A 16,505-nucleotide genomic window follows, 5' to 3' on the forward strand; every position below is an offset into this window, starting at 1 on the left:
GCACCCTGTGCGCCAGCCTTGCCGGAATCGCCCTTCGCATAGATTTGGTCGCGCGCTTCTCTGAAACCATGCCGATCACCCCCACCCCGTTGCAAAGTATCCAGCCTCGGCGCATCGCTTCGGCGCTGCTCCTGGCCGTCTGTCAACACCTTGCTGTTGACCTGCACGGGCAGGGTCCGCTGCTACGGTCATTCGACCGCGCCGCGCAAACGGACGCCATGGGCTATCGCTGGTTGCGCTGGAGCAGCCAAGCCATCGGGCATCGCCTAACCGGGACCCCGCAAGGCGCCTTGGCCGAGTCGGCGGCCGACAGCTTGTTCCGCCTAAGCGGATTGCCCGTGGTGCAGCGCTTCCCCTTCAAGGCGCAAGCCTGGTCTCGCGGCACCGTGCAGCTCACCGTTGGCGATGGCGAAGGCTTCCTTCACCTGCCCGCCGTGGCCTTGGCCAACACCCCGCTCGACGCTCAGGTGGAAGCGCCACTGATTGATGGCGGCAATGGACTGCCCGGCGACCTCGACCGCCTTGGCCCGCGGATCCATGGTGCGGCCGTGCTGGTGAACATCGGTCTGGTTGCCGCCAGCGAGGGCACGCGCAACCTTCATCGGAGTGAGAAGGCCAAGCTGGCGATGGACCGAGGCGCGGCGGCCTTGGTCTTCGTGAACCAAGCGGAAGGGCATGTGCTGCTCACAGGAACGGCCTCCATCGATGGCGCCTTGATCCCGGTGCCCGCCGCATGCATCGCCACCGAAGATGGCACTGCGCTGCGCGAGCGGCTCGCCACCGGGCAGGCGCTCACGGCCCGCTTGGGCATGCGCAACACCAGCTCCGTGGTTGAGGCCAACAACGTGATCGCCGAGATTCCCGGAGCCGTTTGGCCCGATGAGGTGATCGTGATCGGCGGCCATCTCGATAGCTGGGATCTGGCCACGGGCGCCACCGATAATGGCCTCGGCTCGTTCAGCATCCTCGACCTCGCCCGCGCCATGAACGCCATGCCGCAACGGCCCGCACGCACCATCCGCTTCGTGCTATTCATGGGTGAGGAGCAAGGGCTGCTCGGCTCGCGCGCGTTGGTCGATCACTACCGCGCCAGCGGTGCGCTGGCGCGCGTGAAGTGCATGATCAACCTCGATATGAGCGGCAATCCGCAAGGTTTCGGCGTGGGCGGGCCCGAGGGGTGGCAGCAGGTTCTGCGCAACGCCTGCGACAGCATCCGCCCTGTGGATACCACCGCCTTCGCGGGGCGCGTGAGCACCGAGGTTTGGCTGCACAGCGATCACCAGCCCTTTCTCCTGGCCGGGGTGCCGGTGATCTATCCGCTCAGCGATCTCGGCAAGCACGTCTATGGCTGCTACCATAGCAGCTGCGACGACATCCACCTCGTTGACCCGCAGGCCATGGTGAACAACGTCCGTTTCGTGGGTGCGCTGGCCTATCTGTTAGCGGCCGTTCCAGTGCTTCCGCCGCACTTCGCGGAGGCGCAGTTGAAGCAGCGCTTGATCGATTCGGGCCTGGAACAGCCCCTGCGCATCGGCGGCGATTGGCCGTGGCCGTGAAATGACGAAGGCGCCCGTGGCGCCCTCGTGCATTCGCTTTACGGCGTGCCGCTACTTGCCGCCATTGGAATTCCCTCCATCGGCGCCTTGCATGCCCTCAAGGTCACGGTCGAAGAGGTAGAGCCCTCCCTTGTCGTTGCCGATCAGGTTCAGCTTGTCAATCAGTGTGCGGGCCAGCGCCTCCTCCTCGATCTGCTCGCCCACGTACCACTGCATGAAGTTGTGGGTGGTGTAGTCCTTCTCCTTCAGGCAGAGGTCCACCACGCCGTTGATCTCATTGGTGACCTTGGTCTCGTGGTCGAGCAGGGCCTGGAAGATGTCGGTGATTGTCTTGAAGCCCGTTCCTGGCTGCTTCAGCGCTGGGATCACGGCTTTGCCGCCGCGCTCGTTGATGAACTTCACGAGCTTGAGCATGTGCAAGCGCTCCTCGTCGCTGTGGCGGTACAGGAAGGCTGCGGTTCCTTGCAGGCCCTGGTTCTCGGCCCAAGAGGCCATGGCGAGGTAGGCTTGGCTGCTGCTGGCTTCAACGGCCACTTGACCGTTAAGGGCTGCTTCGATCTTCTTGCTGAGCATGGTGCTTCGGTATTGATCGCCGTCCGCTCCTTGCGAATGGCGCTGCGAAACTAACCCCCGGCATCAGCCTTTGTTCGAGCGGGTGCTCACGCGCCGAAAAGCTCCGGATCGCCTTGCTCATAGGCCTCATCAACGGCGAGCATGCTCGCGGGCTGCTCGCGGGCCGCAACCGCCAAACGGTCGCAGAGCTCATTCTGCGGATGGCCATTGTGCCCGCGGATCCAGCGGAACCTGACCTTGTGCTGGCGGTAAGCCTTCAGGAAGCGCCTCCACAGGTCGGGATTCTTCTTCTTCGCGAAGCCGTTGCGCTCCCAGTCGAAGAGCCAGCCCTGCTCCACAGCATCCACCACGTACTTGCTATCGCTCACCACCACCACTTCGGTGCCGGGGCGCTTCAATTCCTCAAGGCCCAAGATCACCGCGAGCAATTCCATGCGGTTGTTGGTAGTCATGCGGTAGCCGCCCCACAGCTCCTTGCGGTGCCTTCCGCTCTCGAGCACCACGCCGTAGCCTCCAGGGCCGGGATTGCCGCTGGCCGCTCCGTCGGAATAAAGCGTCACGCTCATGCCTTGGGGAACAGGAAAGTGATGTTGCCCGCGAAGAGCTTCACGGCAATGGCGAGCAATATGATGCCGAAGGCCTTCTTGATCACGATGAGGCCCACACGGCCGAGCAAGCGCTCAATCCGATTGGTGAGCAGCAGCACCAGGACCACGGGAATCATGTTCAGGACGATGGCCACCAAGATGTTGGGGCGGTCGAATTCGGCGCGGAGCGAGAGCACCGTGGTGATGGTGCCTGCGCCCGCGATCACCGGGAAGGCCAAGGGCACGATGCTGTGAACCTTGTGGTCATCGGCGGCGGGCGTGAGGCCCGGCGCGCTCAGGTCCTCCTTGAAGAGGCGCACGCCCAGGATCATCTCCAAGGCGATGAAGAAGAGCACCAGCGAGCCGGCTACGGCGAATGAGCGCACATCGATGCCCACCACATTGAGGATGGTCTCGCCTAGATACAGGAAGGTGATCATGATGCCCAGGCTCACGAGCGTGGCGCGGGCCGGGTAGATCTTGCCTGCCTTCTGCCGCACCTGCAGGATCAAAGGGATCCCGCCCACGATGTCGATCACAGCGAAGAGGATCAGGAAGGCCTTGCCGATCTGGGGGAGGTCGAACATGGTTCAGTTGGATAGGAGTGAATCCACGGCTTCCGGGTAATGCGCGTGCTCCAGCGCATGCACTCGCTCGGCCAGGCTGTCCGGGGTATCGTCCTTGTTCACCGGGCATTTCGCCTGGAAGAGCACGCGCCCGTCGTCGTATCGTTCGTTCACCAAGTGGATGGTGATGCCGGTCTCGGTCTCCTTGGCCGCGATCACGGCGCGGTGCACGCGCTCGCCGTACATGCCCTTGCCGCCGAACTTGGGCAGCAGCGATGGGTGGATGTTCACGATGCGGTCCGGGAATGCGCGCACCATCTCAGCCGGGATCAGGCGCATGAAGCCGGCCAGCACGACCAGGTCGATTCCCTGCCCTTGCAGCTCACGGATCACGGTGCCGTCTCGCAACTGCTCGCCATTGAACAAACAGATTGGCACATGCAATTGCCAAGCACGCTGCAGCACCCCGGCCTGCGGCTGATCACAGCCCACCAGCACCACCTGAGCGTGCGGATGCTGCGCGAAATGCTCGATGAGCCGTTGGGCATTGGTACCCGAGCCCGAGGCCAGCACCGCGATGCGCTTCATGCCGCGAAGGTGCAACCTGCGGTCCATCGCCGATTCCTATGCCTTCATGCCAGAGGCCGAGGGGCCTCTACATACCCTTGGATCCCGCTTGACGGCTTGGACTTGACGGCCACACACCCGGCCTTGGGCCTCCATGTGGGCGTCATCGGAGGGGCCCTCACCCAGAGCCTAATCCGCTTGGCAGCCAAAGGCTTCCCGGCCAGGGATTGCCTGTTTCCCGCCCCTGCGGCTAGTCCTCGGATCAGGTGCAGGCCGTGCATAAGTAGAGCCCCCGGCGCCCGGCTTGCCCGTATCGAAAATGTCTTTCCTTTGGGGCCTCACAAAAAAAACCGCACCGACATGTCGGACATCAAGTCGAGGGTAATCGCGATCATCGTGGATAAGCTGGGCGTTGACCAGAACGAGGTCACCATGGAGGCTAGTTTCACGAATGATCTGGGTGCAGACAGCCTCGATACCGTCGAGCTCATCATGGAGTTCGAGAAGGAGTTCAACATCGCCATCCCCGACGATCAGGCCGAGAAGATCCAGACCGTGGGTCAGGCCGTGGAGTACGTGGAGAAGAACGCGAAGTAATCTTGCCGCATGCAGCTCAGGCGTGTGGTCGTCACCGGTCTGGGCGCGCTCACACCCATCGGGAACACCCTCAAGGACTACTGGGAGGGCTTAGTGAGCGGCCGTAGCGGAGCCGCGCCCATCACCAAGTTCGACCCCAGCAAGTTCAAGACGCGCTTCGCCTGCGAGGTGAAGGGCTTCAACCCCGAGGACTTCCTCGACCGGAAGGAGGCGCGGAAGATGGACCCTTTCGCGCAGTACGCGCTGGTGTGCTCCGATGAGGCGCTCAAGGACAGCGGCCTGCTCGATAGCGGCGTGGATCGTGACCAGGTGGGCGTGATCTGGGGCAGCGGCATCGGCGGCCTGAAGACCTTCCAGGACGAGTGCATCGCTTTCGGCAAGGGCGATGGCACCCCGCGCTTCAACCCCTTCTTCATCCCGAAGATGATCGCGGACAGCGCCGCCGGCCTGATCAGCATGCGCCATACGCTTCGCGGCCCCAGCTATGTGACGGTGAGCGCGTGCGCATCGGGCAACAACTCGATGATCGACGCCTACAACTACATCCGTCTCGGCACCTGCGTGGCCTGCGTCACCGGCGGCAGCGAAGCGGCGATCTATGAGGCAGGCGTGGGCGGATTCAACGCGTTGCACGCCATGAGCACGCGCAACGACGACCCCGCGACCGCATCGCGCCCCTATGACAAGGACCGCGACGGCTTCGTGCTCGGCGAGGGCGGGGCGGGCATCGTGCTCGAGGACCTGGATCATGCCGTTGCGCGCGGCGCGAGGATCTACTGCGAAGTGGTGGGCGGCGGCATGAGCAGCGATGCCTACCATATCACAGCGCCGCATCCCGATGGCCTGGGCGCGGAGCTGTGCATGAAGGCCGCGCTGAAGGATGCCGGCATGCGACCCGATGAGATCGACTACATCAACACGCACGGCACCAGCACCCCCATCGGCGACCCGCAGGAGGTGAAGGCCATCCAGCGGCTCTTCGGGGAGCACAGCTACAAGCTGAACATCAGCGCCACCAAGAGCATGACCGGGCACTTGCTCGGCGGTGCCGGCGCCATCGAGGGCGTGGCCGCCATCATGGCCGTGCATACCGGCATCGTGCCGCCCACGATCAACCATTTCACGGATGATCCCGAGATCGACCCGCAGCTGAACTTCACCTTCAACAGCGCCCAGCGCCGCACCGTGAACGCCGCGCTGAGCAACACCTTCGGCTTCGGCGGGCACAACACCTCGGTGGTCTTCCGCAAGCACAGCTAGCGTGATCGCCCGCCTGTTCAACCGTGCGCGCAACCCCGAGGAGAAGCGGGTGCGCGCTTGGTGCCGCCAGCAATTGGGCATCACCCCGGGCGACCTCCCGCTGTACCGCCAGGCGCTGCGCCACGTGAGCGCCGTCTCCGAAGAGCGGCCGGACCTGCCGGACAATGAGCGGCTGGAGTTCCTGGGCGACGCTGTTCTGGACGCCATCATCGGCAACCTGCTCTTCCAGCGCTACCCCGATCAGGGCGAGGGATTCCTCACGCGGATGCGCAGCAAGCTCGTGAGCCGCACCCAACTGAATGCGCTGGCCAAGCGCATCGGAATCGAGCGCGTGATCGAGACCACCGTTGCGCGCGCGCATGAGAGCAGCGTGCCGGGTAATGCGCTGGAAGCCTTGATCGGCGCGCTCTTCCTGGACAAAGGCTTCGAGCGTACGCGCAAGGTGGTGGTGGGCCTCATCACGCAGCACTTCGACCTGAAGGAGATCGAGAAGGAGGACCGTGACGGCAAGAGCCGCTTGCTGGAGTGGGGGCAGAAGCGTAGGAAGAAGGTGGAATTCGTGGTGCGCGAGGGCGGCGGCGGGCGCGGCCGGCACTACCTGGCCGAGGTGCTCATCAATGGCGAATTGAAAGGCACCGGAAAGGGCGCGAGCAAGAAGACCGCCGAGCAGGACGCCGCCCAGAGCGCGTTCAAGAGCATGCGATCGCGCCGGCCGAAAACCCAAGCGCATGAGGCCATCGGGGAACCGGCGCACCGCGAAGCGCCCGCACAGCGACGCGGCGGTCGCGCCTGAGCCCGCAGGTACCTTTGGCGCATGGCCAGGCACAAGCTCCTTGACGATGACGCCGAGGCCGCACCGGCTGCAGCCGTGATCGGCATCAGCAGCCACGTGCCCGACTACCGGCTGTGCTGGGCGCTGAACCGATCACTGGGCCTGGATCTGGGGCGCCGACGCAACGACATCGTGGAGCACGTGCGCGGCAAGGACCTGCATTACCCCGTGTTCCAGCAAGCCGGTGCAGATGGCGCCGCCCCGTGGTCGCTGGTGAGCAACCTCTGCGGCAAGCGCAGGCTCATCGCCGCGGAGAAACAGGCCGACTACTTCCTGGTGATCGACCCCGAGACCGCAGACCGCGAGACCGACCTGCTGCATCGCTTGCGCTCCACCGAATTCGTGCTGCATGCCCGCACCATCGACATGAACAAGTTGCGCGACGGCCATAAGCTGTTGCTTTGAGCCTCCCGGCGAAGGAACCCGATGAACGAACCGAAGACCAAGATCGTGGCCACCCTCGGCCCGGCCAGCGCCTCGCGCGAGGTGCTGCGCGACATGATGCTCAGCGGCCTGGATGTGTGCCGCCTCAACTTCAGCCACGGCAGCTACGCGTTCTACACCGAGCTGATCGCCACCATCCGTTCGCTCAACGCCGAGCTCAACCTCACCACGGCCATCCTCGCCGACCTGCAGGGCCCCAAGCTGCGCGTCGGGGAAATGGAGAACGGCCCGATTGCGCTCAAGGACGGCGAACTGCTCACCATCACAACCGAGGCCATCGCTGGCCGACCCGGCCTGGTGAGCACCAGCTACACCCAATTCCCGCAGGACGTGAAGGTGGGCGAGGCCGTGCTCCTCGATGATGGCAAGCTCCGCTTGGAGGTGATCGGCACCGATGGCCGCACCGAGGTGACCACCCGCGTGGTGCATGGCGGCCTGCTCAGCGCCAACAAAGGGATCAACCTCCCCAACACGCGCGTGAGCCTGCCCTGCCTCACTGAGAAGGACCGCGCGGACCTGGATTTCGCTTTGGAGCAGGACGTTGACTGGGTGGGCCTGAGCTTCGTCCGGAGCGCGCGCGACATCATCGAGCTCAAGGGCCTGATCCAGCAGCGCGAGAAGCATGCGCGCGTGATCGCCAAGATCGAGAAGCCCGAAGCGCTCCGGGAGATCGATGAGATCATCCGCGAGGCCGATGCCCTCATGGTGGCCCGCGGAGACCTGGGCGTGGAGATCCCTATGGAGCAGGTGCCCTTGGCACAGAAGGATATCATCAAGCGCTGCCTGCTGCAGCACCGCCCGGTGATCGTGGCTACGCAGATGATGGAGAGCATGATCACCAGCATCACCCCTACCCGAGCCGAGGTGAACGACGTGGCCAACGCCGTGCTCGACCATGCCGATGCCGTGATGCTCAGTGCCGAGACCAGCGTGGGCAAATTCCCGGTGGAAGTGGTGAAGGCCATGAACCGGATCCTGCTCGAAATGGAGACCAGCGAAGCCATGTTCAATGTGGTGCAGCCCGACCTGGAGCACGACGAGCGCATGGTCACCGACGCGATCTGCATGGCCAGCGTGCGCATGGCAGCCGCGATCGACATCAAGGCCATCGTGACCATGACGCACAGCGGCTACACGGCCTACAAGATCAGCAGCATGCGGCCCAAGGCCAACGTGTACGCCTTCACCAGCAACCGCCGCATCCTCAATCAGCTCAACCTGGTGTGGGGCGTGCGCGCGCAGTACTACGACAAGACCGTGAGCACCGACCACACCATCGCCGACATCAAGCACATCCTGCGCATCGGGAAGTTCGTGCAGAAGGGCGACTTGGTGGTGAACATCGCCAGCATGCCCATCGCCGATCAAGGCATGGCCAACATGCTCAAGCTCAGCCCGGCGTAGGCGCAGCTCATTCAGCCCCGCCCCTTCCGGCCCTTGCGCACGAATTTCCCGCTGGGGGTCACCGGCCCGCGCCCTTCGCCGTGCAGCTCGAGATCAACCGTGCGCTTATCCATGTCAACGGCCTTGATCGCAACGGTGACCTCATCGCCCAAGCGGAATTTGCGGCCCGTGCGGTGGCCAGAGACCACATAGCGCTGCTGGTCGAACTTGAACACATCGCCCGGCAGCTCGCGCATCTGGATCAGGCCCTCGCAGCGGCTCTCACGCAACTCCACGTAGATGCCCCAATTGGTGAGGCCGCTGATGATGCCCTCGAACGATTGCCCGATCCGCGCCAGCAGGTACTCGGCCTGCTTGTACTTGATGCTCGCGCGCTCAGCATCGGCCGCCTGCTTCTCCATGCGCGAACTGTGCTTGCAACTCACATCGAGCGCGTCGCGATCAAGGTGCTTGCCGCCAGCGAGGTAGTGCGCCATGGCGCGATGCACCAGCAGATCCGGGTAGCGGCGGATGGGTGAGGTGAAGTGCGTGTAGTGCTCGAAGGCCAGTCCGTAGTGACCGATGTTCTCCGTGCTGTAGATCGCCTTGGCCATGCTGCGGATGGCCACTTGCTTGATGGTGTTCTCTTCGTCTTTGCCACGCACATCCTGCAAGAGGCGGTTGATCGCGTGCGGCAGGTCCTCGCCCTTGGCCACTGAGAGATTGTGCCCGAAGCTCTTCGCCAAGGCGCGCAACTGCTCGATCTTCTCAGGGTCGGGAAGGTCGTGAACACGATACACGAATGGAGGAACACCGCCCTTCTTCTGCTTGCCCACCCACGCCGCCACGCGCTTGTTCGCGAGCAGCATGAATTCCTCGATCAGCCAATTCGCGGGCCCCATCACCTTCTCATACACGCCGAGCGGGCGCCCTTGCTCATCGAGCTTGAACTTCACCTCGTTGCCGCCGATCTCCAGCGCGCCATTCTCGATCCGCTCCTTGCGCATCACCTGCGCGAGCCTGTGCAATGTGAGCACTTCATCCTTGAAGTCGCCTTCGCCGCCGTCGATGATGGCTTGCGCTTCAGCGTACGCGAAACGGCGCTGCGATCGCATCACCGTACGGCCGAACCACTCGCCCTTGATGCGCGCTTGCTCATCCATCTCGAAGATGGCGCTGAAGCTGAGCTTGTCGGTGTTCGGGTTGAGCGAGCAGAGATCGTTGCTGAGGCTCTCCGGCAGCATGGGCACCACGCGATCAACGAGATAAACGCTGGTGGCGCGGTTGGCGGCCTCCATGTCGATCACGCTGCGCGGGGTCACATAATGGCTCACATCGGCGATGTGAATGCCCACTTCCCAATGCCCATTCTCCAGGCGGCGCACGCTCAGCGCATCGTCCAAGTCCTTGGCATCATCGGGGTCGATGGTGAGCGTGGGAATGGTACGCACATCGCGGCGCTTGGCGATCTCTTCCGGCGTTACGCCGTTGCCGATCTTCTCGCTAGCCAGCTGCACGCTCTCTGGGAACTCGAGCGGCAGTCCGAATTCCGCGAGGATGGCATGCATCTCCACGTGGTGCTCGCCCGCACGACCCAGCACGCGGGTCACCCTTCCCCGCGGCATGTCGCGGCTGTCCTTCCATTCGCCCAAGGCGATGATGGCCTTGTCGCCCTCCTGCGCGTTGAGGCTCTCGTGCGGCGGGATGAAGAAGGGCCGCTGCACGCGTTGATCATCGGCCACTAGCATGTGGCGCCCCTGCTGCTTGTGTATGGTGCCCACGAATTCGGTGCGGCGGCGCTCCAGGATGCTCAGCACCTTGCCTTCTGCGCGCGTGCCGCGGCTGCTCATCACCTTCACCAGCACGCGGTCGCCGTGCAGCGCCACGCCCACATTCTTGTTGTGAACGAAGATGTCTTCTTCTCCTCCCTCTACCCGAACGTAGCCCGCCCCGCTGGCGATGATGTCGATGCGGCCCTCTACGCTGTCCTTGCCCCCTTGCGCGGTGTAGCGTCCCTTCTTGCCGCTCTCGATCCGGCCCTCGTCCAAGAGCGCTTCAATAGCATCGAAGAGCAGGTAGCGCTGGCCCTTGTCCTTGAAGCCCAGCTGCAGGGCGAGCTGCTGGCTGGTGATGCCCGCATGGCCACTGCGGCGAATGGCGGCAAGGACATCTTGGGCGAGGCGGGATGGAGAGGGGTCTGGGCGGGAAGGGCGCGAGGATGGGCGTTGGGGCATGGCCGGGGTCCCGATGGTAGGACCGGCGCCGAAGGTATCCGCCCACCGCCCCCCACATAACCCACAGGTGTTGATAACCCGCTGAGGATCGCTACATTCGCGGCCCGTTTCCGGGGAAAAGCCATGCTCGAGAGCGCGAAGATCTTCAGCGGCACCGCCACCAAGTACCTGAGCGAGCAGATCGCTGCGGCCAGCGGCGAGCGCTTGGGCGAGGTGAGCGTGGCGCGCTTCAGCGATGGCGAATTCCAGCCCAGCTTCGAGGAAACGGTGCGCGGCGAGCTGGTCTTCATCGTGCAGAGCACCTTCCCGCCCAGCGACAACCTCTTCGAGCTGCTGCTCATGGTCGATGCCGCCAAGCGCGCCAGCGCCAAGCGCATCGTGGCCGTGATGCCCTACTTCGGCTTCGCCCGGCAGGATCGCAAGGACAAGCCCCGCGTCTCGGTGGGGGCCAAGCTGGTGGCCAACATGCTCACCGCCGCCGGGGTGGACCGCATCATGACCATGGACCTGCATGCCGACCAGATCCAAGGCTTCTTCGAGGTGCCGGTCGATCACCTCTTCGCCAGCACCATTTTCCTGCCGCACATCAAGGAGATGAAGCTGCCGGACCTCGTGATGGCGGCTCCCGACACCGGCGGCACCAAACGCGCCAACGCCTACAGCAAGCACTTGGGCTGTGACATGGCCATCTGCTACAAGCAGCGCAAGGTGGCCAACCAGATCGAGCGCATGACCGTGATCGGCGATGTGAAGGACAAGAACGTGGTGCTCGTGGACGACATGATCGACACCGCCGGCACGCTCACCAAGGCCGCGGACATGATGATGGACCTCGGCGCCACCAGCGTGCGCGCGGTGTGCACGCACGCCGTGCTCAGCGGCGAGGCCTGCGAACGCATCGAGAAGAGCTCCCTCGCCGAGCTCATAGTCACCGATACCATCCCCATTCCCGCCGAGAAGCTCGCAAAGACCAGCAAGATAAAGGTCCTGAGCGTCTCGCAACTCTTTGCTGATGTGATCCGCCGCGTGCGCAGCCACGAGAGCATCAGCAGTCATTTCATCATCGCGTAACACCGTCACCCCATGAACAGAATCACCCTCAGCGGCAATGTCCGCCAACAAGTCGGCACCAAGGATGCCGCCCAGCTGCGCCGTGTGAAGCGCGTGCCCTGCGTGCTCTACGGAGGCACGGGCACGGTCCACTTCAGCGTGGACGAGGCCGCCCTGCGCAAAGTGGTCTTCACCCCGGAGGTCAATGGCATCGAGCTTGACCTCGACGGCAACAAGACCCTCGCCATGGTGCACCAGAAGCAATTCCACCCACTCAATGACCGCGTGATCCATGTGGATTTCATGGAGATGAAGGAGGACCGCGAAGCCAAGGTGCAGCTCTCCGTTCGGCTGAAGGGACAGCCCATTGGCGTGCGCAATGGCGGCAAGGTCAGCCAGGTGATGCGCAAGGTGACGGTGAAGGGCCTGCCCAGCGCGATCCCCGCTCACTTGGAAGTGGACGTGGCCGGCCTCGACATCAACCAGAGCCTGCACGTCGGCGACCTGAAACTCAATGGCCTCACGCCGATGCACGACGTTGACGCCGTTGTGGTCTCGGTGAAAGTGCCGAAGAAGGTTGAAGAAGCGGCGCCTGCGGCCGGCGCCGCCCCCGCTGCCGGTGCAGCTGCCCCCGCTGCCGATGCCAAAGCAGGCGATGCGAAGGCCGCAGAGGCCAAGCCCGCAGCGAAGAAGTAGTCCGCGACTTCGCTCGAACGACCGATTCCAAGAACGGGCCCCTGACCTTGTCGGGGGCTCGTTTCATTTGCATCGCGCATGAAGCACCTCATCATTGGCTTGGGTAATCCCGGACCGGAATACGCGGACACGCGGCACAACATCGGCTTCCAAGTGCTCGACCGCTTGGCCGATGCCGCTGGCGTCCGTTTCACCCACGACCGCTATAGCGATCGCGCCGAATTCCGCCATAAGGGCCGCAGCTTCATCCTGATCAAGCCCAGCACCTTCATGAACCTCAGCGGGAAGGCCGTGCGCTATTGGATGGATCAGGAAGGCATCCCCGCAGACCGCGTGCTGGTGATCACGGACGACCTTGCGATCCCATTCGGGGCCATCCGCATCCGCGCGAAAGGAGGCGCCGGGGGCCACAATGGGCTCACCAGCATCATCGAGCTGCTGGGCACCGAGGAATTCCCGCGCTTGCGCTTCGGCATCGGCAGCGAATTCCCCAAAGGGCGCCAGAGCGACTACGTGCTCAGCCCGTGGAGCGAGGAGGAGCGCAAGACCATCGCGGAGCGTATCGAGCTCGCTTCCAAAGCAGTGCTGCAATTCGGCCTGCTCGGCGTAGCCGATGCCATGAACAACTTCAACAAGCGCTGAAAGCGCCAATTACCTTCGGCGTCCTTTTGCAACGGAAACATGGCCAAGCTCTTCGCCGCGATCTCCGGCACCGGCACGGAACTCATCCTTGAGCGCACAACGCCCACCGGAGCATGGAGCCTGACGGGCACCGACGCAGACGTGGTGCGCACCGGTCCGGCGCAATTCAGCGTGCTGATCAACGGCCAGAGCCACCGCGTACTGGTATTGAAGGAAGACAAGGAGAGCCGCACCGTGCGCCTCCGGATCGGCGCGCGCACATGCACCGTGAAGCTTGAGGAAGAGCAGGACCGCCTCATGCAGACCCTGGGCTTGGACAAAGCGGCCCGCAAGGCTGGCGACCTGAAGGCCCCAATGCCCGGTCTGGTGCTCAATGTGCTGGTGAAGCCCGGTGACCGCGTGAAGAAGAACGATCCGGTGCTGGTGCTCGAGGCCATGAAGATGGAGAACCTGATCAAGGCCCCGGCCGATGCTGAGGTGAAGGCCGTACCTGCCGAAAAGGGCAAGCCCGTGGAGAAAGGGCAGCTGCTCATCCGGTTCGTTTGAGCGCCTGTCCGGATTCGGCTGCGCCGCAGGTACCTTGGCGGCATGGATAGGAAACGATTCATCACGCGCTCGCTGCAGGCCATTGCGGGAGCGGCGATCGCAGGCCCCGCAGTGATGCAGGCGGGGTCATGCTCCATCCCGTATGAGGCGGGAGGCCATCCCGCGCCCACAGGACCTCCGGCGAAGGGCAGCGGCCCGCTTTTCTCGCAAGTGAAGCTCCCCTATGCTTTCGATTCGCTGGAGCCGCACATTGATGCCCTCACCATGGAAATCCACTACACGAAGCACCACGCGGCTTACGTGAAGAATGTGAACGAGGCCATCGCTGCGGAGAGCATCGAAGCTGAGCATGAGGCAGCCTTCTTCGGGAGCGTGTCGAAACTGAGCGCGAAAGCCCGCAACAATGGTGGCGGCGCCTGGAACCACAATTACTTCTGGCAAGTGATGGCGCCCGGTCAGAGCGGCTCGCCCTCGGGCAAAGCGCTGGATGCGATCACCTCCGCATTCGGCTCATTCGAGAAGCTCAAGGCCGCTTTCAACGATGCGGCCATGAGGCGCTTCGGTAGCGGCTGGGCCTGGCTGGTTGAGCGCGAAGGCAAGCTCGCCATCGGAAGCACGCCTAACCAGGACAACCCGTTGATGGATGTCAGCGACCTGAAGGGAAAGCCTTTACTGGCGCTCGATGTCTGGGAGCATGCCTACTACCTGAAGTACCAGAACAAGCGCAACGAATACGTGACGGCCTGGTGGAATGTGGTGAACTGGGATGCCGTGGCCGCAAGGCTTGGATGAGTTACGCCGCCCTGATCGGGAATCTCCTCTTGAACCAGCGATTGCATGGGTCCTCTATCGTGTAGAAGAGCAGCCAGGCGATCATCTGCAGCACGAGTAAGGTGATGATCAGGCTCGGCGAATGGCGATCGATGAGCTGGAAGATGAGGCCCATGTGGATGAGGTAGAAGGCGTAGGACGCGCGGCCCATCACCTGAAACGGCCCGCTTTCAAGCATCCGGCGCATCCAAGAGCGCTCGCTCATCAGTCCCGCGAAGAGAACCGTGATGCCCAGAGGAAGGCACGCGTTCAAGAGCACAACGCCAAGGGGATCTGCGTAGTCCGCGCGAAGGGTTGCGGAAATGCAGACCAAGCCGCAGCAGAGCACGGTGCCAATCAGCGTAGCCCTTCGAGGCATAGCCTCCCAAGCGGGTTCGCGCATAGCCCAGACCAGGGCCATACCCGCGAGGAACTCAACGCAACGCCCCGGAAAGGTGATGCCGAAGAAGAATGTGCGTGAGCCCATGAAGCCATAGGGCGCCAGTCCATTGAGCGCCTCAACCAGGACCAACCCCGTTGCGATCAATAATGCAGGGATGACCAACAGCGCAACCGGAATTCGGCGTACGCACCACAAGATGGGCAAGGCAAGGCAATAGAAGGTCATCTCTGCGGTGAGCGACCAGCCCTGCACGATGCCAGTATTCCACAAGTCGGCGAACCAGCCGCGCAGCAGCGTGGCGTTCGCCAGGAACAGGGCGAGAGGGAACACACCATCGCTCTCCCGTGCCCACCATGGGTACACGAAGACCACTGCCGTGATCAAGAGGTAGAGTGGCATGATCCGGCCAGCCCTGCGAAGGAGAAAAGCGGGCAGGTCGCCCAGGCCCACCGACCAATACCGGTTGGCGATGAGAAACCCGCTGAGAAAGAAGAGCGTGACGCCGACGTGGCATTGGCCAAAGACGGCCAAGAGCAACGGGTGCTGAAGAGCGGGTATGCCCGGGCCGTAGTGATGAAGAAAGACGAGCAGCGCAGCGACGGCGCGAATGCCGGTGAGCGCGGGGAAGTTGCGTGGCTGATGCACGCCCGAAGATCGGGGTCTGTGGGCTCCTGCTACTGTTCGGTATCAGCCTTCCACGAGCTCAATGTCGAAGTCGACGAGCTCCACGAATTGCTGGATGCGCGCATCGATGTCCTCGCGCGTGACCTCTACCAAGCGCTCGATGCCGAACTTCTCGCAGGTGAAGCTGGCCAGTGCGCTGCCCACGATGATCGCGCGCTTGAGGTTATCAAAGCTGTGGTCCTGCGTGCGTGCGAGGTAACCGATGAAACCGCCGGCGAAGGTGTCGCCAGCGCCGGTAGGGTCAACCACATCCTCCAACGGAAGCGCTGGTGCGAAGAAGACTCGGCCCTGGCCGAAGAGCAGCGCGCCATGCTCACCCTTCTTCACCACCAGGTGCTTCGGGCCCATCGCCAGGATCTTCGCTGCCGCCTTCACCAAGCTGTGCTCCCCGCTGAGCTGCCTGGCCTCGGCATCGTTGATCGTCAGGATGTCAACGCGCGCAATCACCTCCTTCAGCTTGGCCATGGCGCTGTCCATCCAGAAATTCATGGTGTCCATCACCACCAGCGCCGGACGCTCTTCCATTTGGTCGAGCACCTTGGCTTGCACCCCGGGATCGAGGTTGCCCAGCATCACATAGGGCGCCCTGCGGTAGGCCTCGGGCAGCTTCGGATCCAGGTCGAGCAGCACATTCAAGCGCGTCTCGAGCGTGTCCCGCGTATTCATGTCGTAGTGGTAACGACCAGCCCAGAAGAAACTCTCCTTGCCCTTGAGCACTTCCAATCCGGCGAGGTCGACGCCGCGATCACGGAGCTGCGCCATCACTGCCTCCGGGAAATCGTCACCCACCACGCTCACCAAGCCCAGCTTCTCCAAGAACACGGACGCTGCAAGGCTGATATAGGTGGCCGCACCGCCAACGGTCTTCTCGGCCACGCCGAAGGGGGTCTCGATGCGGTCGAATGCGACGGTGCCGACGGTGATGAGCTGCATGGATGTCAGGTTGAAAAGAAGGAAGGCCGCTTGATGCGGCCTTCTCGAGCTCCCCGGGCTGGACTTGAACCAGCGACCCCATGATTAACAGTCATGTGCTCTAACCAGCTGAGCTACCAGGGAAGGTCCCTTTTTCAAGGGA

General features: G+C 63.3%; 18 protein-coding genes and 1 tRNA gene. 11 read left to right on the top strand and 8 right to left on the bottom strand.

The window, feature by feature from the left end; genetic code table 11:
* The first annotated feature begins 68 nt into the window (after positions 1-68).
* The gene (locus tag IPM12_03740) at positions 69-1,556 is read left to right on the top strand and encodes a M20/M25/M40 family metallo-hydrolase (protein ID MBK9146918.1); all 1,488 of its coding nucleotides are present in this window, start codon (positions 69-71) and stop codon (positions 1,554-1,556) included.
* A 51-nt stretch (positions 1,557-1,607) separates the two neighbouring features.
* On the opposite strand, the gene IPM12_03745 is transcribed toward IPM12_03740, so the two are convergent.
* The 4 genes from IPM12_03745 to purN all read right to left on the bottom strand — a co-directional run bounded on the left by IPM12_03745 (position 1,608) and on the right by purN (position 3,870).
* The gene (locus tag IPM12_03745; protein MBK9146919.1) at positions 1,608-2,129 is read right to left on the bottom strand and encodes a ferritin; all 522 of its coding nucleotides are present in this window, start codon (positions 2,127-2,129) and stop codon (positions 1,608-1,610) included.
* Positions 2,130-2,215: 86 nt separating this feature from the next.
* Positions 2,216-2,695, bottom strand: a complete 480-nt coding sequence (rnhA, locus tag IPM12_03750; protein ID MBK9146920.1) for a ribonuclease HI — start codon at positions 2,693-2,695, stop codon at positions 2,216-2,218.
* Positions 2,692-3,303, bottom strand: a complete 612-nt coding sequence (locus tag IPM12_03755; protein ID MBK9146921.1) for a MarC family protein — start codon at positions 3,301-3,303, stop codon at positions 2,692-2,694. Before IPM12_03755 ends, rnhA begins: the two co-directional genes overlap by 4 nt.
* Positions 3,304-3,306: 3 nt before the next feature.
* The gene (gene purN / locus IPM12_03760; protein ID MBK9146922.1) at positions 3,307-3,870 is read right to left on the bottom strand and encodes a phosphoribosylglycinamide formyltransferase; all 564 of its coding nucleotides are present in this window, start codon (positions 3,868-3,870) and stop codon (positions 3,307-3,309) included.
* A 339-nt stretch (positions 3,871-4,209) separates the two neighbouring features.
* Between purN and IPM12_03765 the strand changes: the two genes are divergently transcribed.
* The 5 genes from IPM12_03765 to pyk are packed head-to-tail and all read left to right on the top strand — an operon-like array spanning position 4,210 to position 8,386.
* Entirely contained in the window at positions 4,210-4,446 is a 237-nt protein-coding gene (locus IPM12_03765) for an acyl carrier protein (GenBank protein MBK9146923.1), read from the top strand.
* A gap of 9 nt (positions 4,447-4,455) precedes the next feature.
* Positions 4,456-5,706 carry a beta-ketoacyl-ACP synthase II gene (fabF, locus tag IPM12_03770; GenBank protein ID MBK9146924.1) on the top strand — a complete coding sequence of 417 codons (1,251 nt, stop codon included), beginning with the start codon at positions 4,456-4,458 and terminating at the stop codon, positions 5,704-5,706.
* Position 5,707: 1 nt separating this feature from the next.
* The gene (rnc, locus tag IPM12_03775; GenBank protein ID MBK9146925.1) at positions 5,708-6,499 is read left to right on the top strand and encodes a ribonuclease III; all 792 of its coding nucleotides are present in this window, start codon (positions 5,708-5,710) and stop codon (positions 6,497-6,499) included.
* 21 nt (positions 6,500-6,520) lie between these two features.
* Positions 6,521-6,943 (top strand): IPExxxVDY family protein, encoded by a 423-nt coding sequence (locus IPM12_03780; protein ID MBK9146926.1) that lies wholly within the window; start codon positions 6,521-6,523, stop codon positions 6,941-6,943.
* 21 nt (positions 6,944-6,964) lie between these two features.
* On the top strand, positions 6,965-8,386 hold the full coding sequence (gene pyk / locus IPM12_03785) for a pyruvate kinase (protein MBK9146927.1): 1,422 nt from the start codon (positions 6,965-6,967) through the stop codon (positions 8,384-8,386).
* A gap of 11 nt (positions 8,387-8,397) precedes the next feature.
* On the opposite strand, the gene rnr is transcribed toward pyk, so the two are convergent.
* Complete coding sequence (gene rnr / locus IPM12_03790) at positions 8,398-10,599, bottom strand: ribonuclease R (protein MBK9146928.1); 2,202 nt, start codon at positions 10,597-10,599, stop codon at positions 8,398-8,400.
* A 123-nt stretch (positions 10,600-10,722) separates the two neighbouring features.
* On the opposite strand from rnr, the gene IPM12_03795 reads away from it, so the two are divergent.
* The 5 genes from IPM12_03795 to IPM12_03815 all read left to right on the top strand — a co-directional run bounded on the left by IPM12_03795 (position 10,723) and on the right by IPM12_03815 (position 14,325).
* On the top strand, positions 10,723-11,670 hold the full coding sequence (locus IPM12_03795) for a ribose-phosphate pyrophosphokinase (protein MBK9146929.1): 948 nt from the start codon (positions 10,723-10,725) through the stop codon (positions 11,668-11,670).
* A 12-nt stretch (positions 11,671-11,682) separates the two neighbouring features.
* Positions 11,683-12,345 (top strand): 50S ribosomal protein L25, encoded by a 663-nt coding sequence (locus tag IPM12_03800; GenBank protein MBK9146930.1) that lies wholly within the window; start codon positions 11,683-11,685, stop codon positions 12,343-12,345.
* Between the two features lie 78 nt (positions 12,346-12,423).
* Complete coding sequence (locus IPM12_03805) at positions 12,424-12,987, top strand: aminoacyl-tRNA hydrolase (protein MBK9146931.1); 564 nt, start codon at positions 12,424-12,426, stop codon at positions 12,985-12,987.
* A gap of 39 nt (positions 12,988-13,026) precedes the next feature.
* Positions 13,027-13,533, top strand: coding sequence for an acetyl-CoA carboxylase biotin carboxyl carrier protein subunit (locus IPM12_03810; protein ID MBK9146932.1), 507 nt, complete (start codon positions 13,027-13,029; stop codon positions 13,531-13,533).
* 42 nt (positions 13,534-13,575) lie between these two features.
* Positions 13,576-14,325, top strand: coding sequence for a superoxide dismutase (locus IPM12_03815; GenBank protein ID MBK9146933.1), 750 nt, complete (start codon positions 13,576-13,578; stop codon positions 14,323-14,325).
* Position 14,326: 1 nt separating this feature from the next.
* Here the strand turns inward: IPM12_03815 and IPM12_03820 are convergent, their stop codons facing one another.
* The 3 genes from IPM12_03820 to IPM12_03830 form a co-directional block, all read right to left on the bottom strand.
* Positions 14,327-15,391: an acyltransferase gene (locus IPM12_03820; GenBank protein MBK9146934.1), complete on the bottom strand. Its 1,065-nt coding sequence runs from the start codon at positions 15,389-15,391 to the stop codon at positions 14,327-14,329.
* Positions 15,392-15,433: 42 nt separating this feature from the next.
* Complete coding sequence (locus IPM12_03825) at positions 15,434-16,363, bottom strand: bifunctional hydroxymethylpyrimidine kinase/phosphomethylpyrimidine kinase (protein MBK9146935.1); 930 nt, start codon at positions 16,361-16,363, stop codon at positions 15,434-15,436.
* Positions 16,364-16,412: 49 nt separating this feature from the next.
* Positions 16,413-16,486: transfer RNA gene (locus IPM12_03830), tRNA-Asn, on the bottom strand.
* Positions 16,487-16,505 lie beyond the last annotated feature (19 nt).

The sequence above is a fragment of the Flavobacteriales bacterium genome (assembly GCA_016716605.1).
Lineage (GTDB): Bacteria > Bacteroidota > Bacteroidia > Flavobacteriales_F > PHOS-HE28 > PHOS-HE28.

What these genes read in the sequence shown, in the direction of transcription:
- fabF (MBK9146924.1), top strand. Translation starts at nt 4,456, where the DNA reads ATGCAGCTCAGGCGTGTGGTCGTCACCGGTCTGGGCGCGCTCACACCC.
- IPM12_03795 (MBK9146929.1), top strand. Translation starts at nt 10,723, where the DNA reads ATGCTCGAGAGCGCGAAGATCTTCAGCGGCACCGCCACCAAGTACCTG.
- rnhA (MBK9146920.1), bottom strand. Translation starts at nt 2,695, where the DNA reads ATGAGCGTGACGCTTTATTCCGACGGAGCGGCCAGCGGCAATCCCGGC.
- IPM12_03780 (MBK9146926.1), top strand. Translation starts at nt 6,521, where the DNA reads ATGGCCAGGCACAAGCTCCTTGACGATGACGCCGAGGCCGCACCGGCT.
- IPM12_03815 (MBK9146933.1), top strand. Translation starts at nt 13,576, where the DNA reads ATGGATAGGAAACGATTCATCACGCGCTCGCTGCAGGCCATTGCGGGA.
- IPM12_03740 (MBK9146918.1), top strand. Translation starts at nt 69, where the DNA reads ATGCCGATCACCCCCACCCCGTTGCAAAGTATCCAGCCTCGGCGCATC.
- IPM12_03755 (MBK9146921.1), bottom strand. Translation starts at nt 3,303, where the DNA reads ATGTTCGACCTCCCCCAGATCGGCAAGGCCTTCCTGATCCTCTTCGCT.
- IPM12_03765 (MBK9146923.1), top strand. Translation starts at nt 4,210, where the DNA reads ATGTCGGACATCAAGTCGAGGGTAATCGCGATCATCGTGGATAAGCTG.
- IPM12_03800 (MBK9146930.1), top strand. Translation starts at nt 11,683, where the DNA reads ATGAACAGAATCACCCTCAGCGGCAATGTCCGCCAACAAGTCGGCACC.
- IPM12_03825 (MBK9146935.1), bottom strand. Translation starts at nt 16,363, where the DNA reads ATGCAGCTCATCACCGTCGGCACCGTCGCATTCGACCGCATCGAGACC.
- pyk (MBK9146927.1), top strand. Translation starts at nt 6,965, where the DNA reads ATGAACGAACCGAAGACCAAGATCGTGGCCACCCTCGGCCCGGCCAGC.
- purN (MBK9146922.1), bottom strand. Translation starts at nt 3,870, where the DNA reads ATGAAGCGCATCGCGGTGCTGGCCTCGGGCTCGGGTACCAATGCCCAA.
- IPM12_03810 (MBK9146932.1), top strand. Translation starts at nt 13,027, where the DNA reads ATGGCCAAGCTCTTCGCCGCGATCTCCGGCACCGGCACGGAACTCATC.
- IPM12_03745 (MBK9146919.1), bottom strand. Translation starts at nt 2,129, where the DNA reads ATGCTCAGCAAGAAGATCGAAGCAGCCCTTAACGGTCAAGTGGCCGTT.
- IPM12_03805 (MBK9146931.1), top strand. Translation starts at nt 12,424, where the DNA reads ATGAAGCACCTCATCATTGGCTTGGGTAATCCCGGACCGGAATACGCG.
- rnr (MBK9146928.1), bottom strand. Translation starts at nt 10,599, where the DNA reads ATGCCCCAACGCCCATCCTCGCGCCCTTCCCGCCCAGACCCCTCTCCA.